This window comes from Pectobacterium sp. CHL-2024, assembly GCF_044751765.1.
Taxonomy (GTDB): Bacteria; Pseudomonadota; Gammaproteobacteria; order Enterobacterales; family Enterobacteriaceae; genus Pectobacterium; species Pectobacterium brasiliense.
In genome coordinates this window covers 134,988-157,755 of sequence record NZ_JBIXKO010000003.1, presented here as the reverse complement: position 1 = coordinate 157,755, position 22,768 = coordinate 134,988, and the positions used below count along the sequence as shown (strand labels likewise).

General features: G+C 52.9%; 16 protein-coding genes. 6 read left to right on the top strand and 10 right to left on the bottom strand.

Features of this window, described 5'->3' with window-relative positions; genetic code table 11:
• The first annotated feature begins 83 nt into the window (after window positions 1-83).
• Window positions 84-1,412: an MmgE/PrpD family protein gene (locus ACIPUG_RS07425; RefSeq protein WP_400338018.1), complete on the top strand. Its 1,329-nt coding sequence runs from the start codon at window positions 84-86 to the stop codon at window positions 1,410-1,412.
• Window positions 1,413-1,530: 118 nt separating this feature from the next.
• On the opposite strand, the gene ACIPUG_RS07420 is transcribed toward ACIPUG_RS07425, so the two are convergent.
• From ACIPUG_RS07420 to ACIPUG_RS07405, 4 genes are all read right to left on the bottom strand, one after another.
• On the bottom strand, window positions 1,531-3,243 hold the full coding sequence (locus ACIPUG_RS07420; RefSeq protein WP_400338016.1) for a hypothetical protein: 1,713 nt from the start codon (window positions 3,241-3,243) through the stop codon (window positions 1,531-1,533).
• Window positions 3,244-3,481: 238 nt separating this feature from the next.
• Window positions 3,482-4,660, bottom strand: a complete 1,179-nt coding sequence (locus ACIPUG_RS07415) for a dienelactone hydrolase family protein (protein ID WP_400338014.1) — start codon at window positions 4,658-4,660, stop codon at window positions 3,482-3,484.
• Between the two features lie 121 nt (window positions 4,661-4,781).
• Window positions 4,782-5,966 (bottom strand): MFS transporter, encoded by a 1,185-nt coding sequence (locus tag ACIPUG_RS07410; protein ID WP_400338013.1) that lies wholly within the window; start codon window positions 5,964-5,966, stop codon window positions 4,782-4,784.
• The gene (locus ACIPUG_RS07405) at window positions 5,963-7,156 is read right to left on the bottom strand and encodes a serine hydrolase domain-containing protein (RefSeq protein WP_400338011.1); all 1,194 of its coding nucleotides are present in this window, start codon (window positions 7,154-7,156) and stop codon (window positions 5,963-5,965) included. The genes ACIPUG_RS07410 and ACIPUG_RS07405 overlap by 4 nt, the downstream gene beginning before the upstream one ends.
• Before the next feature lie 116 nt (window positions 7,157-7,272).
• On the opposite strand from ACIPUG_RS07405, the gene ACIPUG_RS07400 reads away from it, so the two are divergent.
• A complete protein-coding gene (locus tag ACIPUG_RS07400) occupies window positions 7,273-8,169 on the top strand; it encodes a LysR family transcriptional regulator (protein ID WP_400338009.1) in 897 nt (298 codons plus the stop codon).
• 61 nt (window positions 8,170-8,230) lie between these two features.
• Here ACIPUG_RS07400 and lpdA read toward each other — a convergent pair whose 3' ends face one another.
• The 4 genes from lpdA to pdhR all read right to left on the bottom strand — a co-directional run bounded on the left by lpdA (window position 8,231) and on the right by pdhR (window position 15,343).
• On the bottom strand, window positions 8,231-9,655 hold the full coding sequence (gene lpdA, locus ACIPUG_RS07395; protein WP_014916629.1) for a dihydrolipoyl dehydrogenase: 1,425 nt from the start codon (window positions 9,653-9,655) through the stop codon (window positions 8,231-8,233).
• 214 nt (window positions 9,656-9,869) lie between these two features.
• Window positions 9,870-11,759, bottom strand: coding sequence for a pyruvate dehydrogenase complex dihydrolipoyllysine-residue acetyltransferase (gene aceF, locus ACIPUG_RS07390; protein ID WP_400338007.1), 1,890 nt, complete (start codon window positions 11,757-11,759; stop codon window positions 9,870-9,872).
• A gap of 14 nt (window positions 11,760-11,773) precedes the next feature.
• Window positions 11,774-14,437 (bottom strand): pyruvate dehydrogenase (acetyl-transferring), homodimeric type, encoded by a 2,664-nt coding sequence (gene aceE, locus ACIPUG_RS07385; RefSeq protein WP_400338006.1) that lies wholly within the window; start codon window positions 14,435-14,437, stop codon window positions 11,774-11,776.
• A gap of 141 nt (window positions 14,438-14,578) precedes the next feature.
• Window positions 14,579-15,343 carry a pyruvate dehydrogenase complex transcriptional repressor PdhR gene (gene pdhR, locus ACIPUG_RS07380; protein ID WP_010306328.1) on the bottom strand — a complete coding sequence of 255 codons (765 nt, stop codon included), beginning with the start codon at window positions 15,341-15,343 and terminating at the stop codon, window positions 14,579-14,581.
• Window positions 15,344-16,025: 682 nt separating this feature from the next.
• Between pdhR and ACIPUG_RS07375 the strand changes: the two genes are divergently transcribed.
• The 3 genes from ACIPUG_RS07375 (at window position 16,026) to ACIPUG_RS07365 (ending at window position 19,941) form a co-directional block, all read left to right on the top strand.
• Complete coding sequence (locus ACIPUG_RS07375; RefSeq protein WP_014916632.1) at window positions 16,026-17,384, top strand: amino acid permease; 1,359 nt, start codon at window positions 16,026-16,028, stop codon at window positions 17,382-17,384.
• Window positions 17,385-17,573: 189 nt separating this feature from the next.
• The gene (locus ACIPUG_RS07370) at window positions 17,574-19,007 is read left to right on the top strand and encodes a glycoside-pentoside-hexuronide (GPH):cation symporter (protein WP_014916633.1); all 1,434 of its coding nucleotides are present in this window, start codon (window positions 17,574-17,576) and stop codon (window positions 19,005-19,007) included.
• Window positions 18,985-19,941: a family 43 glycosylhydrolase gene (locus ACIPUG_RS07365; RefSeq protein WP_400338127.1), complete on the top strand. Its 957-nt coding sequence runs from the start codon at window positions 18,985-18,987 to the stop codon at window positions 19,939-19,941. The genes ACIPUG_RS07370 and ACIPUG_RS07365 overlap by 23 nt, the downstream gene beginning before the upstream one ends.
• A gap of 36 nt (window positions 19,942-19,977) precedes the next feature.
• On the opposite strand, the gene ampE is transcribed toward ACIPUG_RS07365, so the two are convergent.
• Window positions 19,978-20,832 carry a beta-lactamase regulator AmpE gene (ampE, locus tag ACIPUG_RS07360; RefSeq protein ID WP_010681499.1) on the bottom strand — a complete coding sequence of 285 codons (855 nt, stop codon included), beginning with the start codon at window positions 20,830-20,832 and terminating at the stop codon, window positions 19,978-19,980.
• The gene (gene ampD, locus ACIPUG_RS07355) at window positions 20,832-21,404 is read right to left on the bottom strand and encodes a 1,6-anhydro-N-acetylmuramyl-L-alanine amidase AmpD (RefSeq protein WP_249647356.1); all 573 of its coding nucleotides are present in this window, start codon (window positions 21,402-21,404) and stop codon (window positions 20,832-20,834) included. The genes ampE and ampD overlap by 1 nt, the downstream gene beginning before the upstream one ends.
• 455 nt (window positions 21,405-21,859) lie before the next feature.
• Between ampD and ACIPUG_RS07350 the strand changes: the two genes are divergently transcribed.
• Window positions 21,860-22,720 (top strand): nucleoside-specific channel-forming protein Tsx, encoded by an 861-nt coding sequence (locus ACIPUG_RS07350; RefSeq protein WP_039283422.1) that lies wholly within the window; start codon window positions 21,860-21,862, stop codon window positions 22,718-22,720.
• Window positions 22,721-22,768 lie beyond the last annotated feature (48 nt).

Below are 22,768 nucleotides of genomic sequence, written 5' to 3'. Positions count from 1 at the left end.
GAATTTGTTATTCCGTTTGGTTATTAATCGCTCTTCAGCGATGCGCAGTAAATTAGTGTTTTTCTGCCAGCACATGACTATCCATGACCAATCAGACTGATATCACCGCAACGCTTGCCCACCATATCATCCATAGCGAACCTAATCAGGAAGCGATTGATGCCGCCCGTAACGGGGTGACTGATTTCGTTTCGACCGCACTTCCCATCGTACAGGGTGCGATTGCCGATAGCGGGCTTGCGCCGTTAAAGCAGGTCTTCAGCGTTACGGACAGCCTGACGCGTAGCCTGATTCTGGGTTATGCCGGTCACGTATTGGATTTTGACGATTACCATCCGGCGTTTCGCGGCCACCCCAGCACCGTCATTCTGCCCGCGCTATTTGCCCTGGCCGCAGAAGATTCCTCCGTCACGGAAGAGGCGTTTTTGACGGCGTATGTGATCGGCGTGGAAGCCGCAGGCAGAATCGGGCTGGCATGCGGCCCGCGTCATTACAGCCTCGGCTACCACAACACGGCGACGCTCGGCGCTATCGCCGCCGCTGCCGCTGCTGCACGTCTGTCTGGTGCTTCGGTAGAACAGACGCAGACCATTCTTGGTCTGGCTGCCACACAGGCCGCAGGGCTGCGGGCGCAGTTTGGCTCAGCGGTCAAACCGCTACATGCCGGGCTTTCCGCCAGAGCGGGGCTAACCGCCGTCAAGCTGGGCTTAGCGGGCTTCGAGGGCAACGAACAGCAGGTGATTGACGCCTTTCTTGCCGCGCATGGCGATCAAAAACAGCAGCCGGAGCTGCTGGTTGAAAGCTGGGGTGCGCCGTGGCGCATACTGTCTCCCGGTCTGGAATTCAAGCGCTACCCAACCTGTGGTGGCACCCACAGCGCAGCCGAAGCGGCTTTTTCCCTACGGGAACAGTGGCATCAGCAGAATGGCGCGGATGCCGATCTGGCTGCTGCCATCGAACATATCACGGTGACTTTCCCGCCGGGCGGCGATGTTGCTCCCTTTATCCGTAACGCGACCAACGGCGTAGAAGCACGGTTCAGTCTGGAATATGTGATTGCGGCGGCGCTGATTGAAGGAGAACTGAAGCTGGCTCATTTTTCAGAAGCCCCGGTTGAAACCACGATCGCCGCGCTGGCAAACCGCGTCATACGCCGCGCCGATGAAACCGCGCCACCTGATGAGCTTGACCCAGAGGCGCGCTTTCATGAGGTGACGCTGCACTTGCGTAACGGCAGCACGCTAATCCAGCGCACCACACGTCAGGAAACCTCGGCGCGCCCTACCGATCTCCGTGCCAAGCTGCGGCAAACGATCGGTTCGCTGGCGCATCTCGACAGCAACCGAATCGCTGACCGCTGCGCATTACGGCAGGAAGGCGATCTACGCTATTTGCTTGGGCTGTTGTTTTAACAAGGTACTGTTTTTAGCGGGATGCTGGTTTTAACGGGATGCTGGGATGTTAGTTGCTGTCGATAATCCTCATTATCGACAGCACCATTACCGGAAATTACCACGCCGCCAGATCGGCTTAATCTGCCTGATGGGAAATTAATTTCCCCTTTTCATCAAATACCGTCACGCCCGGCACCCTGGAATAATTCCCTTTCCCCTTTGATTTATAATGGATCGCCTGTATATGGGGGGACTCGTATGTAAATTCAAAGTAGCCATCATCAGGATTCTTGACGATCAGCTTGCCCGTGCTGTCAATGAGGCCTTCTTCTACCTTGAAGTAGCGATTATCAAGGTTGTTTTTAAATGACGTCGCTTCGCCATACGTAAACAGGTTCTTTTTCTCTTGCGCGGCAATAGCTGGGAATCGCGTTACATCAAGCTGACGTAATACATGCAGAAACATCAGGCGTTCCAGTGGCGTGCCTGCATCTTTCGGGACTAAAAATTGTAATGTGAGCCCACTTCCCACATTCACGTTATATTCATAGCCGACAAACGCGCTGTCGCCATAAATAAACAGGTTATCAACTTCTTTACCTTCGGGGACGATCTCTTTGGTTTCGGCCATGAGTTCAGGAATCGATTGAGGAGAAATCGTAAAATAAACATCGTACTTAAACACTTCCGACGGGAACCGTATTTCAATGCGCGTTTTTGACATGCTCCGTTTAATAAAGCGCTCAGGCTTTTCCATACGCTGTTCGAGTGCTTTCCAGATAGCCTGATGCATTTCTGCGATAGTAAATTCATCAGCAATCTTTACGCCATACTTCGCTTCCAATTCCGGCTGAGATAATGCCAGATCGTACATCGACAATGCCTGCTCGCCACGGTAACGTTCATCCATGGTACGCAGTACGGCAAATGCGTTGGCTAACGCGACGGTGTCCTCAGCATTCGCTAACCCGATAAAGTAGCGTTGCTTAGCCTCATCATATTGAAAATAGACGGCTTCCAATTTGCCCTGTTGATTATCATATGCCGCGCCGTTTTCCGACTGGAACAACACGCCCTTTTGCCCCTCCAGCCACGATGCCAGATTAAAATCCTCTTTTGCCGCGCTAACGGTAAACAGGTCAATGTCGGTGTTATTTTGCTTATCCCGATAGGAATAGATCTGCGTGTCTTTATTTTCCCGATCGATGAGTAGACGCCCCATCTTGCGAATATACATCCCGTGCTCTTGTAGGCTCAGCTTGTCGTACATGCTAAACGGCAGCTTAATCGTAAAGTCGTCTTCAGGATAAAAAGGGATACCGGGGAAATCATCCATCGGCGCGCGGTTAAATGTTTCTTTCTCTTCAAGAAGCCACGCCTGATAGGCTTTTTTATGTTCTTCAAAACGCTGCTGGATTTTGAGTAAACCGGGTGACTGTTCTTCCGTCTTTTTCAAGACCATGGTGATTTCACAATAATAAAACGCACAGGCAGCGCTTTTATCCGATACGAACGTAACCGTGTTTTTCCCGGTGATGTTTAGCGTGTGCCACATACCGTTGACCCGTATACGGTTGTCTTTCATCTCCTCGGTATATTCGCCATCCTCGCTGTAGTAACTCACCTGCGTCGGCGTCAGATTAAAATAGAGGTCATTTTTAATGCTCTTGAGGTTTTGCGTGATATGTTCTTGAAGGTTATCTCTGTTTTTATTGGCTTCAGGATTTTTACTGTTATCAAATACCACACTGATATCTTCAACCAGATATTTCCCCTCGCTCAGGGTTTCTTCTCCGTTACAGCCCGACAGCCATAAGGCCATCATGATAATACCCAGGTATTTCTTCATCACTTCATCCCTGTAAAATTAAAAAGCCTCTGAATGCCGCGGCACGCAGAGGCGAGTCATGCATCAGTAAGCTGATGTTATCAAAAAACTTATTGCACTCGTCATACTTCAAGTTGCATGTGTGTTGGCTACGGTCACTCACCCGAATCACTTACCTGAGTAAGCTCATCGGGATTCCTTCCCTTGCCGCCTTCATGAAACTCGAATTATTTAGAGTATATAATGCAGGCACTGACGGCTAGGGTTTTAGCCATTGGTCCAGAAAGCAAAACACCTCTTCCTGCTGTTCCTGATAGAACACGTGCCCCAGCTCAGGCCAGATTTTGGTTTGCAGCTTGCTGTCTGCCCGCTGGGATTGCCACACCTTGTGCATTTTGGCGTAAGCATCTTCAACAGATTGCGTCGGGAACAGTTTGTCTTGGCCGCCATTAAATAACAGCATCGGTTTTGGTGCAGCTACGCTCGCCACATCGGGGAAATCAAAGCGCGTCGGTTGCCCCGGATGCAGCATATAGAATGATGACTGCCCTCTCAGCACATTGTTGCCCGGCGTCATCAGACCGTCATACGTGCCAATCCAGGACACCGCTGCCGTTGCGGCCACTTTGTCGGACAGCGCGGCGAGCTGCCAGGCACGATAGGCCCCCATCGAGAAACCCACAACGCCGATGCGTTGTTTATCAACCTGCTCAAGCGATGCCAGAAAGTCCGTCGCCCGCATGTCTTCGTAGGCCATCAGCCCCGCGAGTGAGCGCCCCAGATTAAAGAAATTGCTCGCCAGCGCCTGCTGCTGCTCATACTTGATCGGCCCGCGCGATCCCCAACCTAGCGCATCGACCGCCAGCACCACATAGCCCCGCTTCGCCAGCTCATCCCCGACAAAACGGCCAGTGAAAAACTTATCGGCCCATGCCTGTGCGGAATCGAGCTGTGCGTCATTGCCCCACGGCTTGATCATCTTCTCTTTGCCGATATCAAACTTCGCGCCGTGATCGTGTAGCAGAATCACCGCAGGATGCGGCCCCGCACCTTTTGGCGTCAGGAGCAACGCGTCTACGCGGCTTTCATCCGTCAGATTGAATGCGACTTTCTCCGCCGTGTAGCTACCGCGATCCTGTTTTTCCATCGCCTGCGGCGCAAAGTCTTTGGTGGAATCCGGCGTCAGGAGCAGCGAACGCAGCGTTTTTCTCGACTGGACTTGCCACTCGCTAAAATCCGTAAAACGCCCAGATAGCCAGGAATCCGTGTAGGTCATCTGCTGTTTAAGCTGCGGATAAAATGAAGGCAGTCCTTCATCCGTCACCGCCTGATCTGTCGCGTGTTGAATCGTAGGGTTCATATCGTTCGCCATCAGTGAAGGGCTGGTCAGCAAAGCCGCCAGTAGCCAGACAGAGGAGCGTAAGGTATTAAGATTCATCATAACCTCAAAAATAAAACATCGTTTCTTTTTGAGGTTTGATTGTAATTGACGTTGCTAAAAATAAACGGACGGAACGCGCATTCTGCGAAGCGTCTGGCAAAAAATCGCACCAGACACCCTACCGTCGCGTCATGGGGAAGCCGTGTTGTCTGGCAGACCACACCACAACAAACGCAATCAATAACAGCACCAACAGCACCGGAGAGAAGGCGGCAACGCCGAGGCGCTCCAGCAGAACACCACCGATGATACCTCCCCCTGCAATAGCCATGTTCCAGGCAGTAACCAACATAGACTGCGCCACGTCAGCCCCCCCTTCAGCCGTTCTGACAAGAGCCGTCTGGAATAACGTCGCCGCACCGCCGAAGGCTAACCCCCAGACGGCCACTGCCGCATAGACCACAGCTGGTACATCACCTGCCACGCCAAGCGCCAGTACGGACAGGCAGAACAATGCCGAGCAGCCAAGCGTAAGAGCTCGCAAATAGCGGTCAATCAGCACGCCGACAATCCAGATGCCCAGCAGTGATGTAACGCCGAATACCAGCAGCACCAAACCGGTTTGTGCAACCATGCCCACCGCCGCGAGAAACGACGCAATGTAGGTGTAGAGAATGTTATGCGCCAGCACAAAGGCCAGCACTGCGCATAGCACGGGTCGCACGCCTGCCATGGTGAACACCTGCCCCAGAGATAGCCTCCTGCTTGCAGATTGCCCAGCGAAATCCGGTACCTGAATCCGTACCCACAACATGAGCACGACTGCCAAACCACTCATCATACCGAAACACATTCGCCAGCCGATCACGTTGCCAAGAAAGGTTCCCGCGGGCACACCGAGCGACAAGGCTAATGGCGTGCCGACCATCGCTATCGCAATAGCCCGTCCCTTCTGGTGTTCAGGCACCATACGGGCTGCATAGCCCGCCAGTAGCGCCCACAGTAGCCCAGCGGCAACACCCGCTAGAAAACGCGCCGCCATCGTTAGCACATAGCTACCGGAAAATGCCGTAATCGCATTGGCGACAGCGAAGTCTGCAATAGCTACCAGCAACAGCAGGCGGCGACGCACACCTTGCGTCGCGGCGGTCAACGGGATCGCAGCCGCCAGAGAGCCTACGGCATAGATAGTGACGGTTTGCCCGACCCAGGCTTCGGACACCGACAGACCTTGCGCCATTTGTGGCAGCAAACCCGCTGGCAGCGCTTCGGTCAGGATAGTGATGAAAGCTGCCGTGGCTAATGCCAGCAATGAGGCAATGGGCAGTCTGTCACGGTGTATATCGGTCATTGAGGCCGTCATCGTGCAGCCTCCAACTCACCATACACGGCATCGCGCAGTTCAGTGACAAAACGCCCCGACATCCCTTCGTACATCGTGTTGGTGAAAGCCACTACGCTCAAACCTTGTGTTCGATCGACAAACCATGAATGACCGTAGGCACCTCCCCAACGCCAGGTGCCAGACGATTCCGGCGACTCGGCTAGCAGAGGATCGCGCAAGACGGAGAAACCGAGGCCAAAACCGCAGCCCGGTGCATTGGGCAGTTCCAGACCCTGTGTATGATCGCGTTCCATCTCCTCGATCAGCGCGTCAGGCAGCGGGACACCGCCCCCTTTACGCAGAGCTTCCAGCAGGCGCAACAGATCCCCGGCGGTGCCTGCCATGCCAGCACCGCCTGATGGAAAGGCCTGAGGATCACAGATGCGAGCGGGACTATACGCGATACCGATGGCTCCCTCGAAGGGAGAAACCGTTTCGCCTTCGGTCAGGCGATGCGGCTGCGGGGTGTCGTTCACGTAAGCGATTGTCAGGCGTGATGGATCACGCACAACGAAGCCGGTATCGTGCATGCCCAGCGGGTCGGTCACCAGTTGGCGAACCGCCTCGCCCAATGACGTACCGTAAATGTATTCGATCAAGGCGCCCAATACATCTGTTGCCAGCGAATAGCCCCAACTCTCTCCCGGCACGTATTGCAGGGGAACGCTGGCGATACGACGCAGGTTCTCCGCCAGGCTGATGCCAGAGGCATCTATACCATCTGAGACACCCGCCTGTGCGTAGGGGCCGTCCGCATGGGTTTCGAAAAAGCGGTAACCCAAACCCGCGGTGTGACTAAGCAACTGCCGCGCGGTAACGCGAGCAGGGCTGCCGTCGGCCAGCCGGAGCTGGAACGTCGGCATCCAGCGAATGATATCCTCATCCAGATCGAGCCGACCTTGCGCCACCAGAACCTGTGCCGCGACTGACACGATGGGCTTGCTGACAGAAGCCAGCCGGAAGATAGCGTCCAGCACCATAGGGCGGGCGCTCTCCCGGTCAGCCCATCCTGCAGCCTGCTGATGAATCAATTCTCCGTTGCACGCGACCAGCACGACAGCACCGACCAAACGCCCATCGTCCAGCGCCTGTTGAACGACGGCCTGAATTCGGGCAGAGAGAGGAGCGGTTGAGGCACCGGTATCCAGAGAAAATACGGGAGTTATCACGGGGTGTTCCTTTTATCAATGGGCGTTCCCGTTACGATAGAAAATCAGCAATTAAAGAAAAAGTAGGCTACTGTTCCTTGATATACGGAACAAACCGTCCGCAATAGAGAGGGAATATGGACAGCCTGAATGGCCTGGCGGTATTTGTGCAGGTAGCCGAAACACGTAGTTTCATTGCCGCTGGCCGGCTACTGGGCGTGTCAGCGTCTGCGGTTGGCAAAAGCGTCGCACGGCTTGAAGAAAAACTGGGCGTGAGGCTATTTCACCGCAGTACGCGCAGCATCACATTGACCGCCGAAGGCTCACTATTTCTGGCGCGTAGCCGACGAATTCTGGCTGAAATCGAAGCAGCAGAACTGGAGCTGTCGCAGACCAGCGCCGTACCGCGCGGACGCCTGCGAGTCAGTCTGCCGTTGGTCAGTTCACTGGTGTTGCCCGTACTCGGCGAATTCATGCGTGAATACCCCGAGATCGAACTGGATCTGGACTTCACCGACCGCATGGTGGATGTCATTGAGGAAGGTTTCGATGCTGTGGTACGGACAGGAGATCCCGTTGATTCACGCCTTACCGCACGGAGGCTGGGAGCCTTCCGTTCTCTGCTAGTCGCTGCGCCAGACTACCTTACCCGGCGTGGCACCCCTCAGATACCCGTCGATCTGATGCAGCACGCCTGTCTGCACTACCGTTTTCCCAACAGCGGCAAACTGGAGCCGTGGGCGCTACGACTTCCCCCCGGCGAACCAGAGTTGCCATTACCCACCTCGATGGTCTGCAACAACATCGAAACGCGCCTCTGTTTCGCACTGCAAGGGTTGGGGATCGCCTACCTGCCAGACTTCTCCATCCGTGAACCGCTGGCCAGCGGCCATCTACAGCCGCTCCTGACCGACTATGTGGAGCGCAGCGGCGTCTTCTATGTGTTGTGGCCTGCCAGCAAACACCCGTCACCAAAAGTACGGGCACTCGTCGATTTCCTCTGCGCGCGAGTATTTCCCGCCTCTGATGCGTAAAAAAAATCCGGCACCTATAAAGGTGCCGGATTAAATTCACGCTATTCGAACCTGAGCGAACTTACTTCTTCTTCGCTTTCGGGTTCGGCAGGTCGGTGATGCTGCCTTCAAAGATTTCAGCCGCCAGACCAACGGACTCATGCAGCGTTGGGTGCGCATGGATGGTCAGTGCGATATCTTCTGCATCACAGCCCATCTCGATCGCCAGACCGATTTCACCTAACAGTTCACCACCGTTAGTACCGACAATCGCACCACCGATAACACGGTGAGTTTCTTTGTCGAAAATCAGTTTGGTCATACCGTCAGCACAGTCAGACGCGATAGCACGGCCAGACGCTGCCCATGGGAAGGTCGCGGTTTCGTAGCTGATGCCTTTCTCTTTCGCTTCTTTCTCAGTCAGACCTACCCAGGCCACTTCCGGTTCGGTATAGGCGATAGAAGGAATTACTTTCGGATCGAAGTAGTGTTTCTTGCCGGAGATCACTTCGGCAGCAACGTGGCCTTCATGCACACCTTTGTGCGCCAGCATCGGCTGACCGACGATGTCGCCGATAGCGTAGATGTGTGGCACGTTGGTGCGCATTTGCTTATCAACGTGGATGAAGCCGCGATCGTCAACTTCCACGCCCGCTTTGCCAGCATCCAGGTTTTTGCCGTTCGGTACACGACCGATAGCAACCAGAACCGCATCGTAACGCTGTGGCTCGGCTGGCGCTTTTTTGCCTTCCATCGTCACATAGATGCCATCTTCTTTGGCTTCTACTGCCGTCACTTTGGTTTCCAGCATCAGGTTGAACTGCTTGCTGATACGCTTGGTGAAGACCTTAACAACATCTTTGTCAGCAGCCGGGATAACCTGATCGAACATTTCAACAACGTCGATCTGTGAACCCAGAGCATGGTAAACGGTACCCATTTCCAGACCGATGATACCACCGCCCATAACCAGAAGACGTCCAGGGACGCTTTTCAGCTCCAGCGCATCGGTAGAATCCCATACGCGCGGGTCATCATGAGGAATGAAAGGCAGTTGGATTGGACGTGAACCCGCCGCGATAATCGCGTTATCGAAGTTGATCGTCGTTTTGCCGTTTTCGCCGTCAACTTCCAGCGTGTTGGCACCTGTGAATTTGCCCAGACCGTTAACCACTTTAACTTTACGGCCTTTCGCCATGCCAGCCAGACCACCGGTCAGTTGGGTGATGACTTTTTCTTTCCACAGACGGATTTTATCAATGTCGGTTTTAGGTTCACCGAACACGATACCGTGTTCTGCCAGTGCTTTGGCTTCTTCAATAACTTTAGCAACGTGCAGCAGGGCTTTGGAAGGGATACAACCCACATTCAGACACACCCCACCCAGCGTGGAGTAGCGCTCTACCAGTACGGTTTCCAGACCCAAATCCGCCGCGCGGAATGCAGCAGAGTAACCCGCGGGGCCGGCACCAAGTACCACTACCTGAGCTTTAATTTCAGTACTCATCATGACCTCTTAATTGATTTCCGGCGGGTCTGTGACGTCATTGTTATTGAGTCTTAACGCCCTCTTCCACCGGGACGTGTCTTTGCCGCAGTAGTTTACAAAATCGTTAACAATTTTGAAACAACAAGCGACTAACGATTTGTCCTTGATCACTGACAGCTGTAACAAATTACAGCTTATCAGAAAAAAGCCGGCCGTCAGGCCGGCTTTTCGATTACATCACCAGACGGCGGATGTCAGACAACATGTTGTTAATGATGGTAATGAAGCGAGCACCATCAGCACCGTCAATGACACGGTGGTCGAAGGACAGAGACATCGGCATCATCAGACGCGGAGTGAACTCTTTACCATTCCAGACAGGTTCCATCGCGGACTTAGACACACCAAGAATAGCGACTTCCGGCGCGTTGACGATCGGCGCAAAGTGCGTAGTCCCGATGCCGCCCAGGCTAGAAATCGTGAAGCACCCGCCCTGCATTTCGCCAGCAGTCAGCTTACCGTCACGGGCTTTCTTGGAGATCGCCATCAGTTCGCGAGACAGCTCAGTGATGCTCTTCTTGTTCACGTCTTTAAAGACCGGAACCACCAGACCGTTCGGGGTATCAACCGCAACACCGATGTTGATGTATTTCTTCAGCGTCAGACGTTGCGCGTCTTCAGACAGGGAACTGTTGAAGCGTGGCATCTGCTCAAGCGCAGCGGCAACAGCTTTCATGATGAAGACAACTGGGGTGAATTTCACATCCAGTTTGCGCTTCTCAGCTTCGGCGTTCTGCTGTTTACGGAACGCTTCCAGATCGGTGATGTCAGTTTTGTCGAAGTGCGTAACGTGCGGGATCATCACCCAGTTACGGCTCAGGTTAGCACCAGAGATTTTCTGGATGCGGCCCAGTTCCACTTCTTCCACTTCACCAAACTTGCTGAAGTCGACTTTCGGCCATGGCAGCATGCCCGGCAGACCGCCGCCAGCGGCAGCAGCTGGCGCAGACTCAGCGCGTTTCACTGCATCTTTCACGTAAGCCTGAACGTCTTCGCGCAGGATACGGCCTTTACGACCAGAACCCTTCACTTTCGCCAGATTCACGCCGAATTCACGTGCCAGACGACGGATAACCGGCGTTGCGTGAACGTAAGCATCATTCTCAGCGAACTCGCTCTTGCCTTCCGCTTTTGCAGCCGGTGCTGGCGCAGCAGATTTTGCCGCCGGAGCCGGTGCAGCCGCTGCTTCTTGCTTGGCTGCTGGAGCCGCCGCAGGTGCAGCGCCTTCCACTTCGAAGACCATGATCAGTGAACCGGTTTTCACTTTGTCGCCGGTGCTGATTTTGATTTCTTTAACCGTACCCGCGAACGGCGCAGGGACTTCCATTGAAGCCTTGTCGCCTTCTACGGTGATCAGTGATTGCTCAGCCGCGATTTTATCGCCAACTTTAACCATCACTTCAGTCACTTCGACTTCGTCACCGCCGATATCTGGTACGTTAACTTCTTTAGCGGCAGAGGCCGCTGGCGCAGCTGCTGCTGGAGCAGCGGCTTGTGCCGGAGCGGCGGCAGGTGCAGCACCCGCCACTTCGAATACCATGATCAGAGAACCGGTAGAAACTTTATCGCCGGTGCTGATTTTGATCTCTTTAACCGTACCTGCGAAAGGTGCCGGGACTTCCATAGACGCTTTGTCGCCTTCTACGGTAATCAGAGACTGTTCAGCAGCAACGGTGTCGCCTACTTTAACCAGTACTTCAGTCACTTCGACTTCGTCACCGCCAATATCCGGTACGTTGACGTCTTTCGCTGCCGATGCCGCTGGGGCAGCAGCCGGAGCCGTTTCTTTCTTCTCTTCTGCCTTGGCAGGTGCAGCGTCAGCTGCACCGTCGGCGGAATCGAAAATCATGATCAGTTTGCCAGTTTCAACTTTGTCACCGACAGAGACTTTAATCTCTTTCACGACACCAGCCTGCGGAGAAGGGACTTCCATAGAAGCCTTATCGCCTTCAACCGTGATCAGCGATTGTTCAGCTTCAACTTTATCGCCAACCTTCACCAGCACTTCGGTGACTTCAACTTCATCTGCACCGATATCCGGCACGTTGATTTCGATAGCCATGTAATCTTTACCTCTTATGCCAGACGCGGGTTAACTTTATCTGCATCGATGTTGAATTTAGTGATGGCATCAGCAACCACTTTCTTATCGATTTCACCGCGTTTAGCCAGTTCACCCAGAGCCGCAACCACGACGTAAGACGCATCCACTTCGAAGTGGTGACGCAGGTTCTCACGGCTGTCAGAACGACCGAAACCGTCAGTACCCAGTACGCGGTAATCGCTAGCTGGGATGAAGTTACGGATTTGCTCAGCAAACAGCTTCATGTAGTCAGTAGATGCCACCGCTGGCGCATCGCTCAGTACCTGAGCCACGTAAGGTACGCGTGGCGCTTCGGTTGGATGCAGCATGTTCCAACGCTCACAATCCTGGCCTTCACGTGCCAGTTCAGTGAAGGACGTCACGCTGAATACGTCAGAACCGATGCCGTAGTCTGTCGCCAGAATCTGAGCCGCTTCACGTACGTGACGCAGGATAGAACCTGAACCCAGCAGCTGCACTTTACCTTTGCTACCTTCAACCGTTTCCAGCTTGTAGATACCCTTACGGATACCTTCTTCCGCACCCTGCGGCATCGCAGGCATGTGGTAGTTTTCGTTCAGCGTGGTGATGTAGTAGTAAATGTTTTCCTGCGCTTCACCGTACATGCGATGCAGACCGTCATGCATGATGACCGCAACTTCGTAGGCAAATGCCGGATCGTAGGAAATACAGTTCGGAATAGTCAGAGACTGAATGTGGCTGTGACCATCTTCGTGCTGCAGACCTTCGCCGTTCAGCGTCGTACGACCGGAAGTACCACCGATCAGGAAGCCACGAGCCTGTTGGTCACCCGCTGCCCAGCACAGGTCGCCGATACGTTGGAAACCGAACATGGAGTAGTAGATGTAGAACGGGATCATCGGCAGGTTGTTGGTGCTGTAAGACGTTGCCGCCGCCAGCCAGGAAGAACCTGCGCCCAGCTCGTTGATACCTTCCTGCAGAATCTGACCTTTCTGGTCTTCTTTGTAGTAAGCAACTTGCTCACGGTCCTGCGGAGTGTACTGCTGGCCTTTCGGGCTATAAATACCGATCTGGCGGAACAGACCTTCCATACCGAAGGTGCGCGCTTCGTCAGCGATGATCGGAACCAGACGATCTTTGATAGATTGGTTCTTCAGCATCACGTTCAGGGCACGTACAAACGCGATAGTGGTAGAGATTTCTTTGTTCTGCTCTTCCAGCAGAGTGCTGAAATCTTCCAGCGTTGGCAGTTCCAGCTTCTCATCAAAGTTCGGCTGACGAGACGGCAGGTAGCCACCCAGCGCCTGACGACGCTCGTGCAGGTATTTGTACTCTTCAGACCCTTTATCGAAAGTGATGTACGGCAGTTTTTCTATATCAGCATCAGACACTGGCACGTTGAAGCGGTCGCGGAAGTAACGCACGCCATCCATGTTAACTTTCTTAACCTGGTGAGCGATGTTCTTACCTTCAGCCGCGTCGCCCATACCATAACCTTTAATGGTATGTGCCAGAATAACGGTTGGTTTGCCTTTGGTGTCCTGCGCTTTTTTCAGTGCAGCGTAGACTTTCTTCGGATCGTGACCACCACGGTTCAGTGACCAAATTTGATCGTCGGTCCAGTCTTTAACCAGTTCTGCCGTCTCCGGGTATTTACCGAAGAAGTGCTCACGCACATAGGCACCGTTTTTGGATTTGAAGGTCTGGTAATCACCGTCAACGGTTTCTTCCATCAGTTGGATCAGTTTACCGCTGGTGTCTTTACGCAGCAGTTCGTCCCAACGGTCGCCCCACATGACTTTGATCACATCCCAGCCAGCGCCGCTGAAGATACCTTCCAGCTCGTTGATGATCTTACCATTACCAGTAACCGGACCATCCAGACGCTGCAGGTTACAGTTGATGACGAACACCAGGTTGTCCAGTTTTTCACGGGTCGCGATAGTGATCGCACCTTTGGATTCTGGTTCGTCCATTTCACCGTCGCCCAGGAAGGCATAAACGGTTTGCTTAGAGGTATCTTTCAGACCACGGTTTTCCAGATACTTCAGGAATTTAGCCTGGTAGATAGCACCGATAGGGCCCAGACCCATAGAGACGGTCGGGAACTGCCAGAAATCTGGCATCAATTTAGGGTGCGGATAAGAAGACAGACCGTTACCGTGAACTTCCTGACGGAAATTGTTCATCTGATCTTCGGTCAGGCGGCCTTCAAGGAAGGCACGAGCGTAAACGCCCGGAGAAATGTGGCCCTGGAAGTAGACCAGGTCGCCGCCGTCCTGCGCAGTGCGAGCACGGAAGAAGTGGTTAAAGCACACTTCATAGAAAGTGGCGGAAGACTGGAAAGAAGCCATGTGGCCGCCCAGATCCAGATCCTTTTTAGAAGCACGCAGCACTGTCATGATCGCGTTCCAGCGGATTGCTGAGCGAATACGACGTTCCAGATCCAGATTACCAGGGTATTCCGGCTCGTCTTCCACTGCGATGGTGTTGATGTATTGACGTGCAGCTGTACCAGCAGCAACGCTGACACCGCCTTTACGTGCTTCACTCAGAACCTGATCAATCAGGAACTGGGCGCGTTCAACACCCTCTTCACGGATGACCGATTCGATCGCCTGCAGCCAGTCGCGGGTTTCGATCGGATCCACGTCATTATTTAAACGATCTGACATGGTTATTCCTTATCTTCTCTAATCAGTTAGTTTATGGAGCCTGTCTTCCTGCATTCTGACTTAGGTTTCGTCCTAAGCAAAACGCATGAAGACAGGCTCATCGTCGTCATTACCGCATTCAGAGCCCCAAATTACGGATGCTCAATCCCTGCGTTGCTGGAGCCGACGCAGCGATCTCTCGCGCCGACTATGTTCCCGGTTAAGATCCAGCAATACTTCCTCAATAAACGCCAGATGACGGTGTGATGCTTCGCGCGCCTTTTCCGGCTCACGGGCAACAATCGCCTCAAAAATGCTGGCGCGATGAATGCTAACCTGAGCCAACACTTCACGGCTCAAATAAAGCAATTCAAAATTCTGCCTCACGTTCTGTTCGAGCATCGGCCCCATACAGCGCACCAAATGCAGCAACACCACATTATGCGTGGCTTCTGTTACAGCAACCTGATACTGCATAACGGCTTCTGACTCGGCGTCCAGATCGCCCGCTTCCCTCGCCTTCTCAATCACGGCATGACAATCCCGGATACGCTGCAGATCCGACTCTGTGCCACGCAACGCAGCATAGTAGGCAGCAATGCCTTCCAGCGCATGACGCGTTTCCAGAAGATCGAACTGTGATTCGGGATGTGTGCTCAGTAATTCTGCCAGCGGATCGCTGACGCTTTGCCATAGATTGGCTTGAACGAAGGTACCACCACCCTGACGGCGCAAAAGGAGACCTTTGGCTTCCAGGCGTTGAATGGCTTCTCTCAGAGAAGGGCGGGAAACATCGAACTGTTTTGCCAGTTCGCGCTCCGGTGGGAGCTTCTCGCCGGGGCGCAAGGTTCCCTCAAGGATCAGAAACTCCAGCTGCTGTTCAATCACATCTGACAGTTTGGGCTGACGGATCTTGCTGTATGCCATAGTGAATTCTTCTCTGCGAATGGCGCGGAGTCAATTGGTAATACCAATTTCAAAAACGTGACGCTAAAGTAACAAAGTATTCACCTTCTGTCCATAAGGACCTTGAGCTAAATCACCAATCCCACCAGATTTTAACAAATGCACGAGAAACATGCGGCAAAGTGATAGCCCGCCTGTGGTATTACCATTAATCCCCTCTGTCTATATTTTAACTTTTTTGAAACGTAAAGCAGGCATTGCTGAACCGTTTAAATACGAAAATAGTGAATTTAAATGCAAAAAATAAGGTTTTTTATTCTCATAAGGAAAACGTAGTTACCCACAGCTTCACATCGTGGTAAACAGCATTTTACAGCAGGGATAAAGAGATAATAAAAGGGAGTAAAACTAAAGGAGTAGCACTCCCCTTCTCCCCTGAAAAATCCTCTCTCAATTTTCTCGTCATCAGGCTCTTAATCAGGGAAAGGTAAAATTTTTGATGTGGCGATAGTTTTTAATTATCAGACGATAAGAAATCAGTGCAATCTTGCGTACTTACCACTATTCTCTGCCAAACGGTAGCGGTTTTCTTATTTTAAGAAATACCACCCCGTAAAAATAAAATTACACAAACGTATAGTCACTAATACGCGTGTTCGTTCACACCGTGTTTTTTACTTGCACTGGCAGAGGGTTAAATTTGATGGATAATCAACAAACGGACGGCACGCTAAAGCGTGGTTTGAAAAACCGTCATATTCAGTTGATTGCCTTGGGTGGCGCGGTAGGTACTGGCCTCTTTCTTGGTATTGCGCAGACAATCAAAATGGCCGGGCCATCGGTCCTGTTAGGCTATGCGATTGGCGGCCTGATCGCGTTTCTCATTATGCGCCAACTGGGCGAGATGGTGGTTGAAGAGCCGGTAGCCGGATCGTTCAGCCACTTTGCCTATAAATACTGGGGCGATTTCGCGGGCTTTGCATCGGGATGGAACTACTGGGTGCTGTATGTGCTGGTCGCCATGGCCGAGCTCAGCGCCGTGGGGATTTACGTCCAGTACTGGTGGCCAGATATTCCGACCTGGGTGTCCGCTGCCGTCTTCTTCCTGCTGATTAACGCCATCAATCTGGCGAACGTCAAAGTCTACGGTGAGATGGAATTCTGGTTTGCCATCATCAAAGTCGTCGCGATTATTGGCATGATCGTCTTCGGTGGCTGGCTGCTGCTCAGCGGTACGGGCGGGCCGGAAGCGACCGTAACCAACCTGTGGGCGCAGGGCGGGTTCTTCCCGAACGGCGTGCTCGGTCTGGTGATGGCGATGGCCGTGATCATGTTCTCATTTGGCGGGCTGGAACTGGTGGGGATTACCGCGGCAGAAGCGGATGACCCAGAGAAAAGCATTCCACGCGCGACCAATCAGGTTATCTATCGCATCCTGATTTTCTACATCGGTTCACTCGCTATCCTGCTGTCACTGTATCCGTGGGGCAAGGTTGTAGAAGGCGGTAGTCCGTTCGTCATGATCTTCCATGAACTGAACAGCAACGTCGTAGCAACGGTGCTGAACATCGTGGTACTGACCGCAGCGCTGTCCGTTTACAACAGCTGCGTGTATTGCAACAGCCGCATGCTGTTCGGTCTGGCGAAGCAGGGTAACGGACCGAAAGTACTGAAAACTGTCGATGCGCGTGGCGTTCCGGTTGTTGCTATCGGTATCTCCGCGCTGGCGACGGCGCTGTGCGTCCTGATCAACTACCTTATTCCCGGCAAAGCGTTCGAGCTGCTGATGGCGCTGGTCGTGTCGGCTCTTGTGATTAACTGGGCGATGATCAGTCTGGCGCACCTGAAGTTCCGTGCGCAAAAGGACAAAGAAGGTACGGTGACCAAGTTTAAAGCGCTGCTTTATCCGCTGGGTAACTATATCTGTCTGCTGTTTCTGGCCGGCATACTGGTCATCATGTTCCTGACGCCGGGCATTCAGATTTCCGTCATGCTGATTCCGGTCTGGCTGGTTATTTTAGGCGTGGGCTACTTTATCAAAAAGAAAAATCAGGCGGCGTAAGCCTAAGCCTCTGCGTTCACCACATCCTTTCCCATGGCCGACTCTGTCGGCCATTTTCATATTTGCCACGTCCATCACACTTTGCCCCACCCGACCCGTTTGTCCATTTTTGCAACCGATTTCATACGCTCTTTTATCCCTATCGAGAGGAATAATCGTGCTTACACGTTAAGCACAGGAGTCGTATTCATGAAGAACAACGCACTGTCCGTTAAAGAAAAGATCGGCTACGGAATGGGTGATGCAGGATGCAACATGATTGGCGGGGCCATCATGCTATTTCTGAGCTACTTCTACACAGATATCTATGGCCTCTCGCCTGCTTTAGTCGGCACCCTGCTACTTTCCATTCGCGTCATCGATGCCGTCACGGACCCGATTATGGGCGCGATCGCCGATCGCACCCAAAGCCGCTGGGGTCGCTTTCGGCCTTATCTGCTTTGGGTCTGCGTGCCCTACGTTCTGTTCAGCGTCCTCATGTTTACCACGCCAGATTGGAGCTACAACGGCAAAGTCATCTACGCTTTCGTCACCTATTTTCTGATGTCGCTGACGTACACCGCCATCAACATCCCCTACTGCTCACTGGGCGGCGTGATCACCGCCGATCCGCATGAGCGGGTTTCTTGTCAGTCATACCGCTTCATCATGGTCGGTATCGCCACGCTCATCCTCTCTTCGACGCTGCTGCCTATGGCTGAGTGGTTCGGCGGCGAGGACAAAGCGCGCGGTTACCAAATGTCGATGGGCGTGATGGCGATCATTGCCCTATTCATGTTTCTGTTTTGCTTTGCTACCGTTCAGGAGCGAATTAAACCCGCCATCCCCACCAACGATGCGCTGAAAGCGGACCTGCGAGACGTCTGGAAAAACGACCAATGGCCGCGCATTCTGCTGTTAACCCTATGCAACGTCTGTCCCGGATTTATCCGCATGGCCGCCACGATGTACTACGTCACGTGGGTGATGGGAAAGTCCGCCTCATTCGCCAGCCTGTTTATCAGCCTCGGCGTGGTCGGCATGATGTTCGGCAGCGCATTGGCGAAACCCCTGACCGACCGTTTCTGCAAGCTGAAAGTGTTTTTCTGGGTCAACATCGCGCTAGCGATCTTCTCCAGCGCCTTCTATTTCTTCAACCCTCACCTGACCAGCTTTATTCTGGTGATGTACTTCCTGCTCAACGTCCTGCACCAGATCCCGTCCCCGCTTCACTGGTCGCTGATGGCCGATGTGGATGACTATGGCGAGTGGAAAACCGGCAAGCGAATCACTGGGATCAGCTTCTCAGGCAATCTGTTTTTCCTGAAGGTCGGGCTGGCGATTGCAGGCGCGATGGTCGGCTTCCTGCTGTCCTACTATGGTTATGATGCCAATGCTCCACAGCAAAATGCAGAAGCCATGAACGGCATCATTATGTTGTTCACCCTTATTCCCGGCGTAGGCTATTTGATTACCGCAGGCGTTGTGCGCTTGCTGAAGGTCGATCGCCAGCTCATGCAGCAAATACAAATCGATCTGGAAAAACGCCGTAATAACTATCGGGAACTGAGCGAGAGCCGCGACAGTCAATCACTCAACGTCAAAAGAGGAGGAGAGAATGATGAACCCACATCAATGGCCTAACCCCCTGATTGAACAACGGGCTGATCCTTTCATTCTTCGCCACACGGATGGACAATATTATTTTATTGCCTCAGTACCGGAATACAATCGGCTCGAAATTCGCCGGGCCAGTTCGCTGGAGGCACTTGCCCACGCGACCCCGGTGACAATCTGGCGCAAGCATGAACGCGGCCCGTTAAGTGCGCTGATTTGGGCACCGGAACTGCACGTGATTCATGGTAAGTGGTATATCTATTTTGCCGCTGCGCCGACGGAAGACATCAAAGACGGCTTATTCCAGCACCGTATGTTTGCGCTGGAATGTGCAGACAGCGACCCGCTAAAAGGCAACTGGGTAGAAAGAGGCCGGATTTATACGCAATTCGATACCTTCTCGCTGGATGCCACCCACTTTGAACATAAAGGCAAACGCTACTATCTGTGGGCGCAAAAAGATCCCGCTATTTCTGGTAATTCGAATCTGTATCTGGCGGAAATGGAAAATCCGTGGACGCTGAAAGGCACGCCGGTCATGTTGAGCAAGCCGGAGCTACCGTGGGAAGTGATTGGTTTTAAAGTCAACGAAGGGCCCGCCGTCATTAAGCACGGCGCACGTCTCTTCATCACCTATTCCGCCAGCGCCACCGATGAAAATTACTGTATCGGCTTACTGTGGGCGAATGCAGACAGCGATCTGTTGAACCCGACAAGCTGGCATAAATCGCAGCAGCCGGTCTTTACCACCAACCGAGCAAACCGACAGTTTGGGCCAGGCCATAATAGCTTTACACAAACAGAAACGGGCGAAGACGTTCTGGTTTACCACGCCCGCAACTACACGGAGATCGAAGACGACCCGCTGTATGATCCGAATCGCCATACGCGGATTAAAACCTTCACCTGGGATCGTGACGGAATGCCCGTGTTCGGCGAACCGCCCGCTGACAGGCAATAAGCGAGAAACGAGTGCGCTGGGATGCCCAACGGGAAATTAAACCAGCGCACCGTATATCGTCAGGAGCGCGACGACGACCACTAATACCAGCGTCACCTTTTTCGCCAGCGTCACAGCGGCTTTGGGCGTCTCCACAGGCTCAACGTGGGATTCACGCGCGAGAGAAAATTGCGCCAGTTGAGTCAACACCCAATACTGTGAACTGCGAGAATCCCCCAGCGAAGCGAACCAGGCTGGCAGCGCTTTCTCGCCGTGTCCCAGCAGTGCGTAAGCGGCACCCGCCAAACGTGCGGGGATCCAATCAAGCCAATGCAGTAAACTATCGACGCCAGACTGCGCGCGCTCCAGCGGGGTGTGGTGGCGGGCAAGCCAGGTTTGTCTGGCGCGTAAAAATGCATACCCCGTCAGCGCAATCGGCCCGTAGGGTCCGGCAGCGATAAACCAGAACAGCGGCGCTAAATAAAACCGGAAATTTATCCACAGCAGCGCATTTTGCAGCTCTTTCAGTTGCTCTTCTTCTCCCGTGCCAACGGGCAGACCGTGAATCAGCGCCAGTTCAGCCGCCATTTCTCGGCTGGCATCCGCCTCGCCGCGCTGCGCCGCCTGCAAATAGCGCCGATAGTGCTGACGGATTTCACCCGCACCAATACACATCAGGCTGATGACAATCCACAGCAAAAGAGAAATCAGGCCGAACAGAATGCCGCTCGTGAGCCATAGCAAGCCCGCTACGATGCTCATGCTGCAGAGCGTCAGGAACAGCGTTTGCAATAAAGACGGAGACGGCACATGCCGGAATACGACCTCAAGCCGATGATCGATCTGCCAGTGCTCGCCCTGTTTGAACAAGCGTTCCCATGCCAGCGTAAGCAACAGTGTAAACAGCGTCATTAATCCAGACTCCCTTTGTTCTCTGTCCCGCTTTCTTGTAGCAGACGATGATAACCGTCCCAGTCAAATGCCGGTCCGGGATCGGTTTTACGGCCCGGCGCGATGTCGCTGTGTCCGGTGATTCGCGATAGCGTAATAGGATAGGCTCGCATTAACAGGCGTGTAATCGCAACCAGCGAGTGATACTGCTGCGCGGTAAAAGGCAGCGTATCCGTCCCTTCCAGCTCAATACCAATAGAAAAATCATTACAGCGTTCCCGGCCTTCAAACACCGAAACACCGGCATGCCAGGCACGCTGCTCGAAAGGCACATACTGGGTGATTTGCCCATCGCGGCGAATCAGGCAGTGTGCCGCGACGCGTAAATGGGAAATATCGGCGAAATAAGGATGCGCAGTAGGATCCAACGTCGCCGTAAACAGTTGATCAATATACGGGCCGCCAAACTCACCAGGCGGCAGACTAATATTGTGGATCACCAGTAGGGAAGGCACCTCATCATTCGGGCGACCATCATAATGCGGTGAAGGCGTGTGTGTAATGTCGGATAACCAGCCATTTTCCAAAAGCATCGGCGATAACCTCGCATCGTATCGTTTGCCGGCTGAATCAGGCGAAAAATCAATTTCAGGAGTAAAAACAATGTCAGATATAAAAATAATGTCAGGTGTAAAACTCATTGTAGCCAAAAGGTCCTTGTATCCAAGATACCATGTTTCACGCCATGCTATCTATTCAACTGGATATCAATAGGTTTTACCGTTTGTTTCGTGATATTCCCGTCGCTTTCCTGCCTGAACGCTATCCCGATAATTTTTTAGTAAGGTGAAATTCCTAACACCATTATGTGATTAAAATCACATTACAAATGTAATGGCATAACAAAAGGCAATCGTTTTCGTGCATTGCGTCTATTTTTACTTAAAATGCATGACAAAATTATCTTCTGATTTTTTTAGATATTACCAAAACTTATTTTGCGGTCTTACGTACGACGTAAATAACGTCTAACACTATGGTACTTAACATGAAAAAAACTTTCGCCGCAGGCGCTTTGCTCGCGCTGTCATGCTCCATGCCTGCTCTTGCCGACAGCAATAAAGCCGAATACCTGTCCGACTGGTGGCACCAGAGCATTAACGTCGTCGGGAGCGCCCACACGCGTTTCGGGCCGCAACTGAACAGCACGACTTATCTGGAATACGAAGCCTTTGCGCGCAAAGACTGGTTCGATTTCTACGGCTACGCCGATGCGCCTAAGTTTTTTGGTGGCGATCCCGACAGCCGTGGCATTTGGGACAAAGGCTCTCCGCTGTTTGTCGAGATCGAACCACGCTTCTCCATTGATAAACTGACGGGCGCTGATCTGAGCTTTGGTCCGTTTAAAGAGTGGTACATCGCCAATAACGTTATTTACGATCAGGGTCGCAACAGCGGTTCACGCCAGAGCACCTGGTACATGGGCTTAGGCACCGATATTGATACCGGCACCGACCTGTCTCTGTCAGTGAACGGCTATGCCAAATACCAATGGCAGAACTACGGCGCCGCTAACGAAAACGAGTGGGACGGCTACCGTGTAAAAGTGAAATACTCTTACCCACTGGGTTCGATGCTGGGCGGCAACGTTTCGTATATCAGCTTCACCAATTTCGATTTTGGCTCAGAACTGCGTGATAAATCGAACTCAAGCCGCACCAACAATTCCATTGCCTCCAGCCATATTCTGGCGCTGGGCTACGACCACTGGCACTACTCTTTCGTCGCACGTTATTTCCACAACGGCGGCCAATGGGCTGATGGCGCAGAACTCAATTTCGGCAAAGGCCCGTTTGAAGTGAAATCTACCGGCTGGGGCTACTATCTGGTCGTCGGTTACAACTTCTAACATCGCTTCCTCTTTCCGGCGACCACGGATGTTCGCCGGAAGACTCAT

What these genes read in the sequence shown, in the direction of transcription:
- ampE (WP_010681499.1), bottom strand. Translation starts at nt 20,832, where the DNA reads ATGACGCTGTTTACACTGTTGCTTACGCTGGCATGGGAACGCTTGTTC.
- ACIPUG_RS07420 (WP_400338016.1), bottom strand. Translation starts at nt 3,243, where the DNA reads ATGAAGAAATACCTGGGTATTATCATGATGGCCTTATGGCTGTCGGGC.
- ACIPUG_RS07375 (WP_014916632.1), top strand. Translation starts at nt 16,026, where the DNA reads ATGGATAATCAACAAACGGACGGCACGCTAAAGCGTGGTTTGAAAAAC.
- ampD (WP_249647356.1), bottom strand. Translation starts at nt 21,404, where the DNA reads ATGCTTTTGGAAAATGGCTGGTTATCCGACATTACACACACGCCTTCA.
- ACIPUG_RS07365 (WP_400338127.1), top strand. Translation starts at nt 18,985, where the DNA reads ATGAACCCACATCAATGGCCTAACCCCCTGATTGAACAACGGGCTGAT.
- lpdA (WP_014916629.1), bottom strand. Translation starts at nt 9,655, where the DNA reads ATGAGTACTGAAATTAAAGCTCAGGTAGTGGTACTTGGTGCCGGCCCC.
- aceF (WP_400338007.1), bottom strand. Translation starts at nt 11,759, where the DNA reads ATGGCTATCGAAATCAACGTGCCGGATATCGGTGCAGATGAAGTTGAA.
- aceE (WP_400338006.1), bottom strand. Translation starts at nt 14,437, where the DNA reads ATGTCAGATCGTTTAAATAATGACGTGGATCCGATCGAAACCCGCGAC.
- ACIPUG_RS07410 (WP_400338013.1), bottom strand. Translation starts at nt 5,966, where the DNA reads ATGACGGCCTCAATGACCGATATACACCGTGACAGACTGCCCATTGCC.
- ACIPUG_RS07370 (WP_014916633.1), top strand. Translation starts at nt 17,574, where the DNA reads ATGAAGAACAACGCACTGTCCGTTAAAGAAAAGATCGGCTACGGAATG.
- ACIPUG_RS07400 (WP_400338009.1), top strand. Translation starts at nt 7,273, where the DNA reads ATGGACAGCCTGAATGGCCTGGCGGTATTTGTGCAGGTAGCCGAAACA.
- pdhR (WP_010306328.1), bottom strand. Translation starts at nt 15,343, where the DNA reads ATGGCATACAGCAAGATCCGTCAGCCCAAACTGTCAGATGTGATTGAA.
- ACIPUG_RS07415 (WP_400338014.1), bottom strand. Translation starts at nt 4,660, where the DNA reads ATGAATCTTAATACCTTACGCTCCTCTGTCTGGCTACTGGCGGCTTTG.
- ACIPUG_RS07350 (WP_039283422.1), top strand. Translation starts at nt 21,860, where the DNA reads ATGAAAAAAACTTTCGCCGCAGGCGCTTTGCTCGCGCTGTCATGCTCC.
- ACIPUG_RS07425 (WP_400338018.1), top strand. Translation starts at nt 84, where the DNA reads ATGACCAATCAGACTGATATCACCGCAACGCTTGCCCACCATATCATC.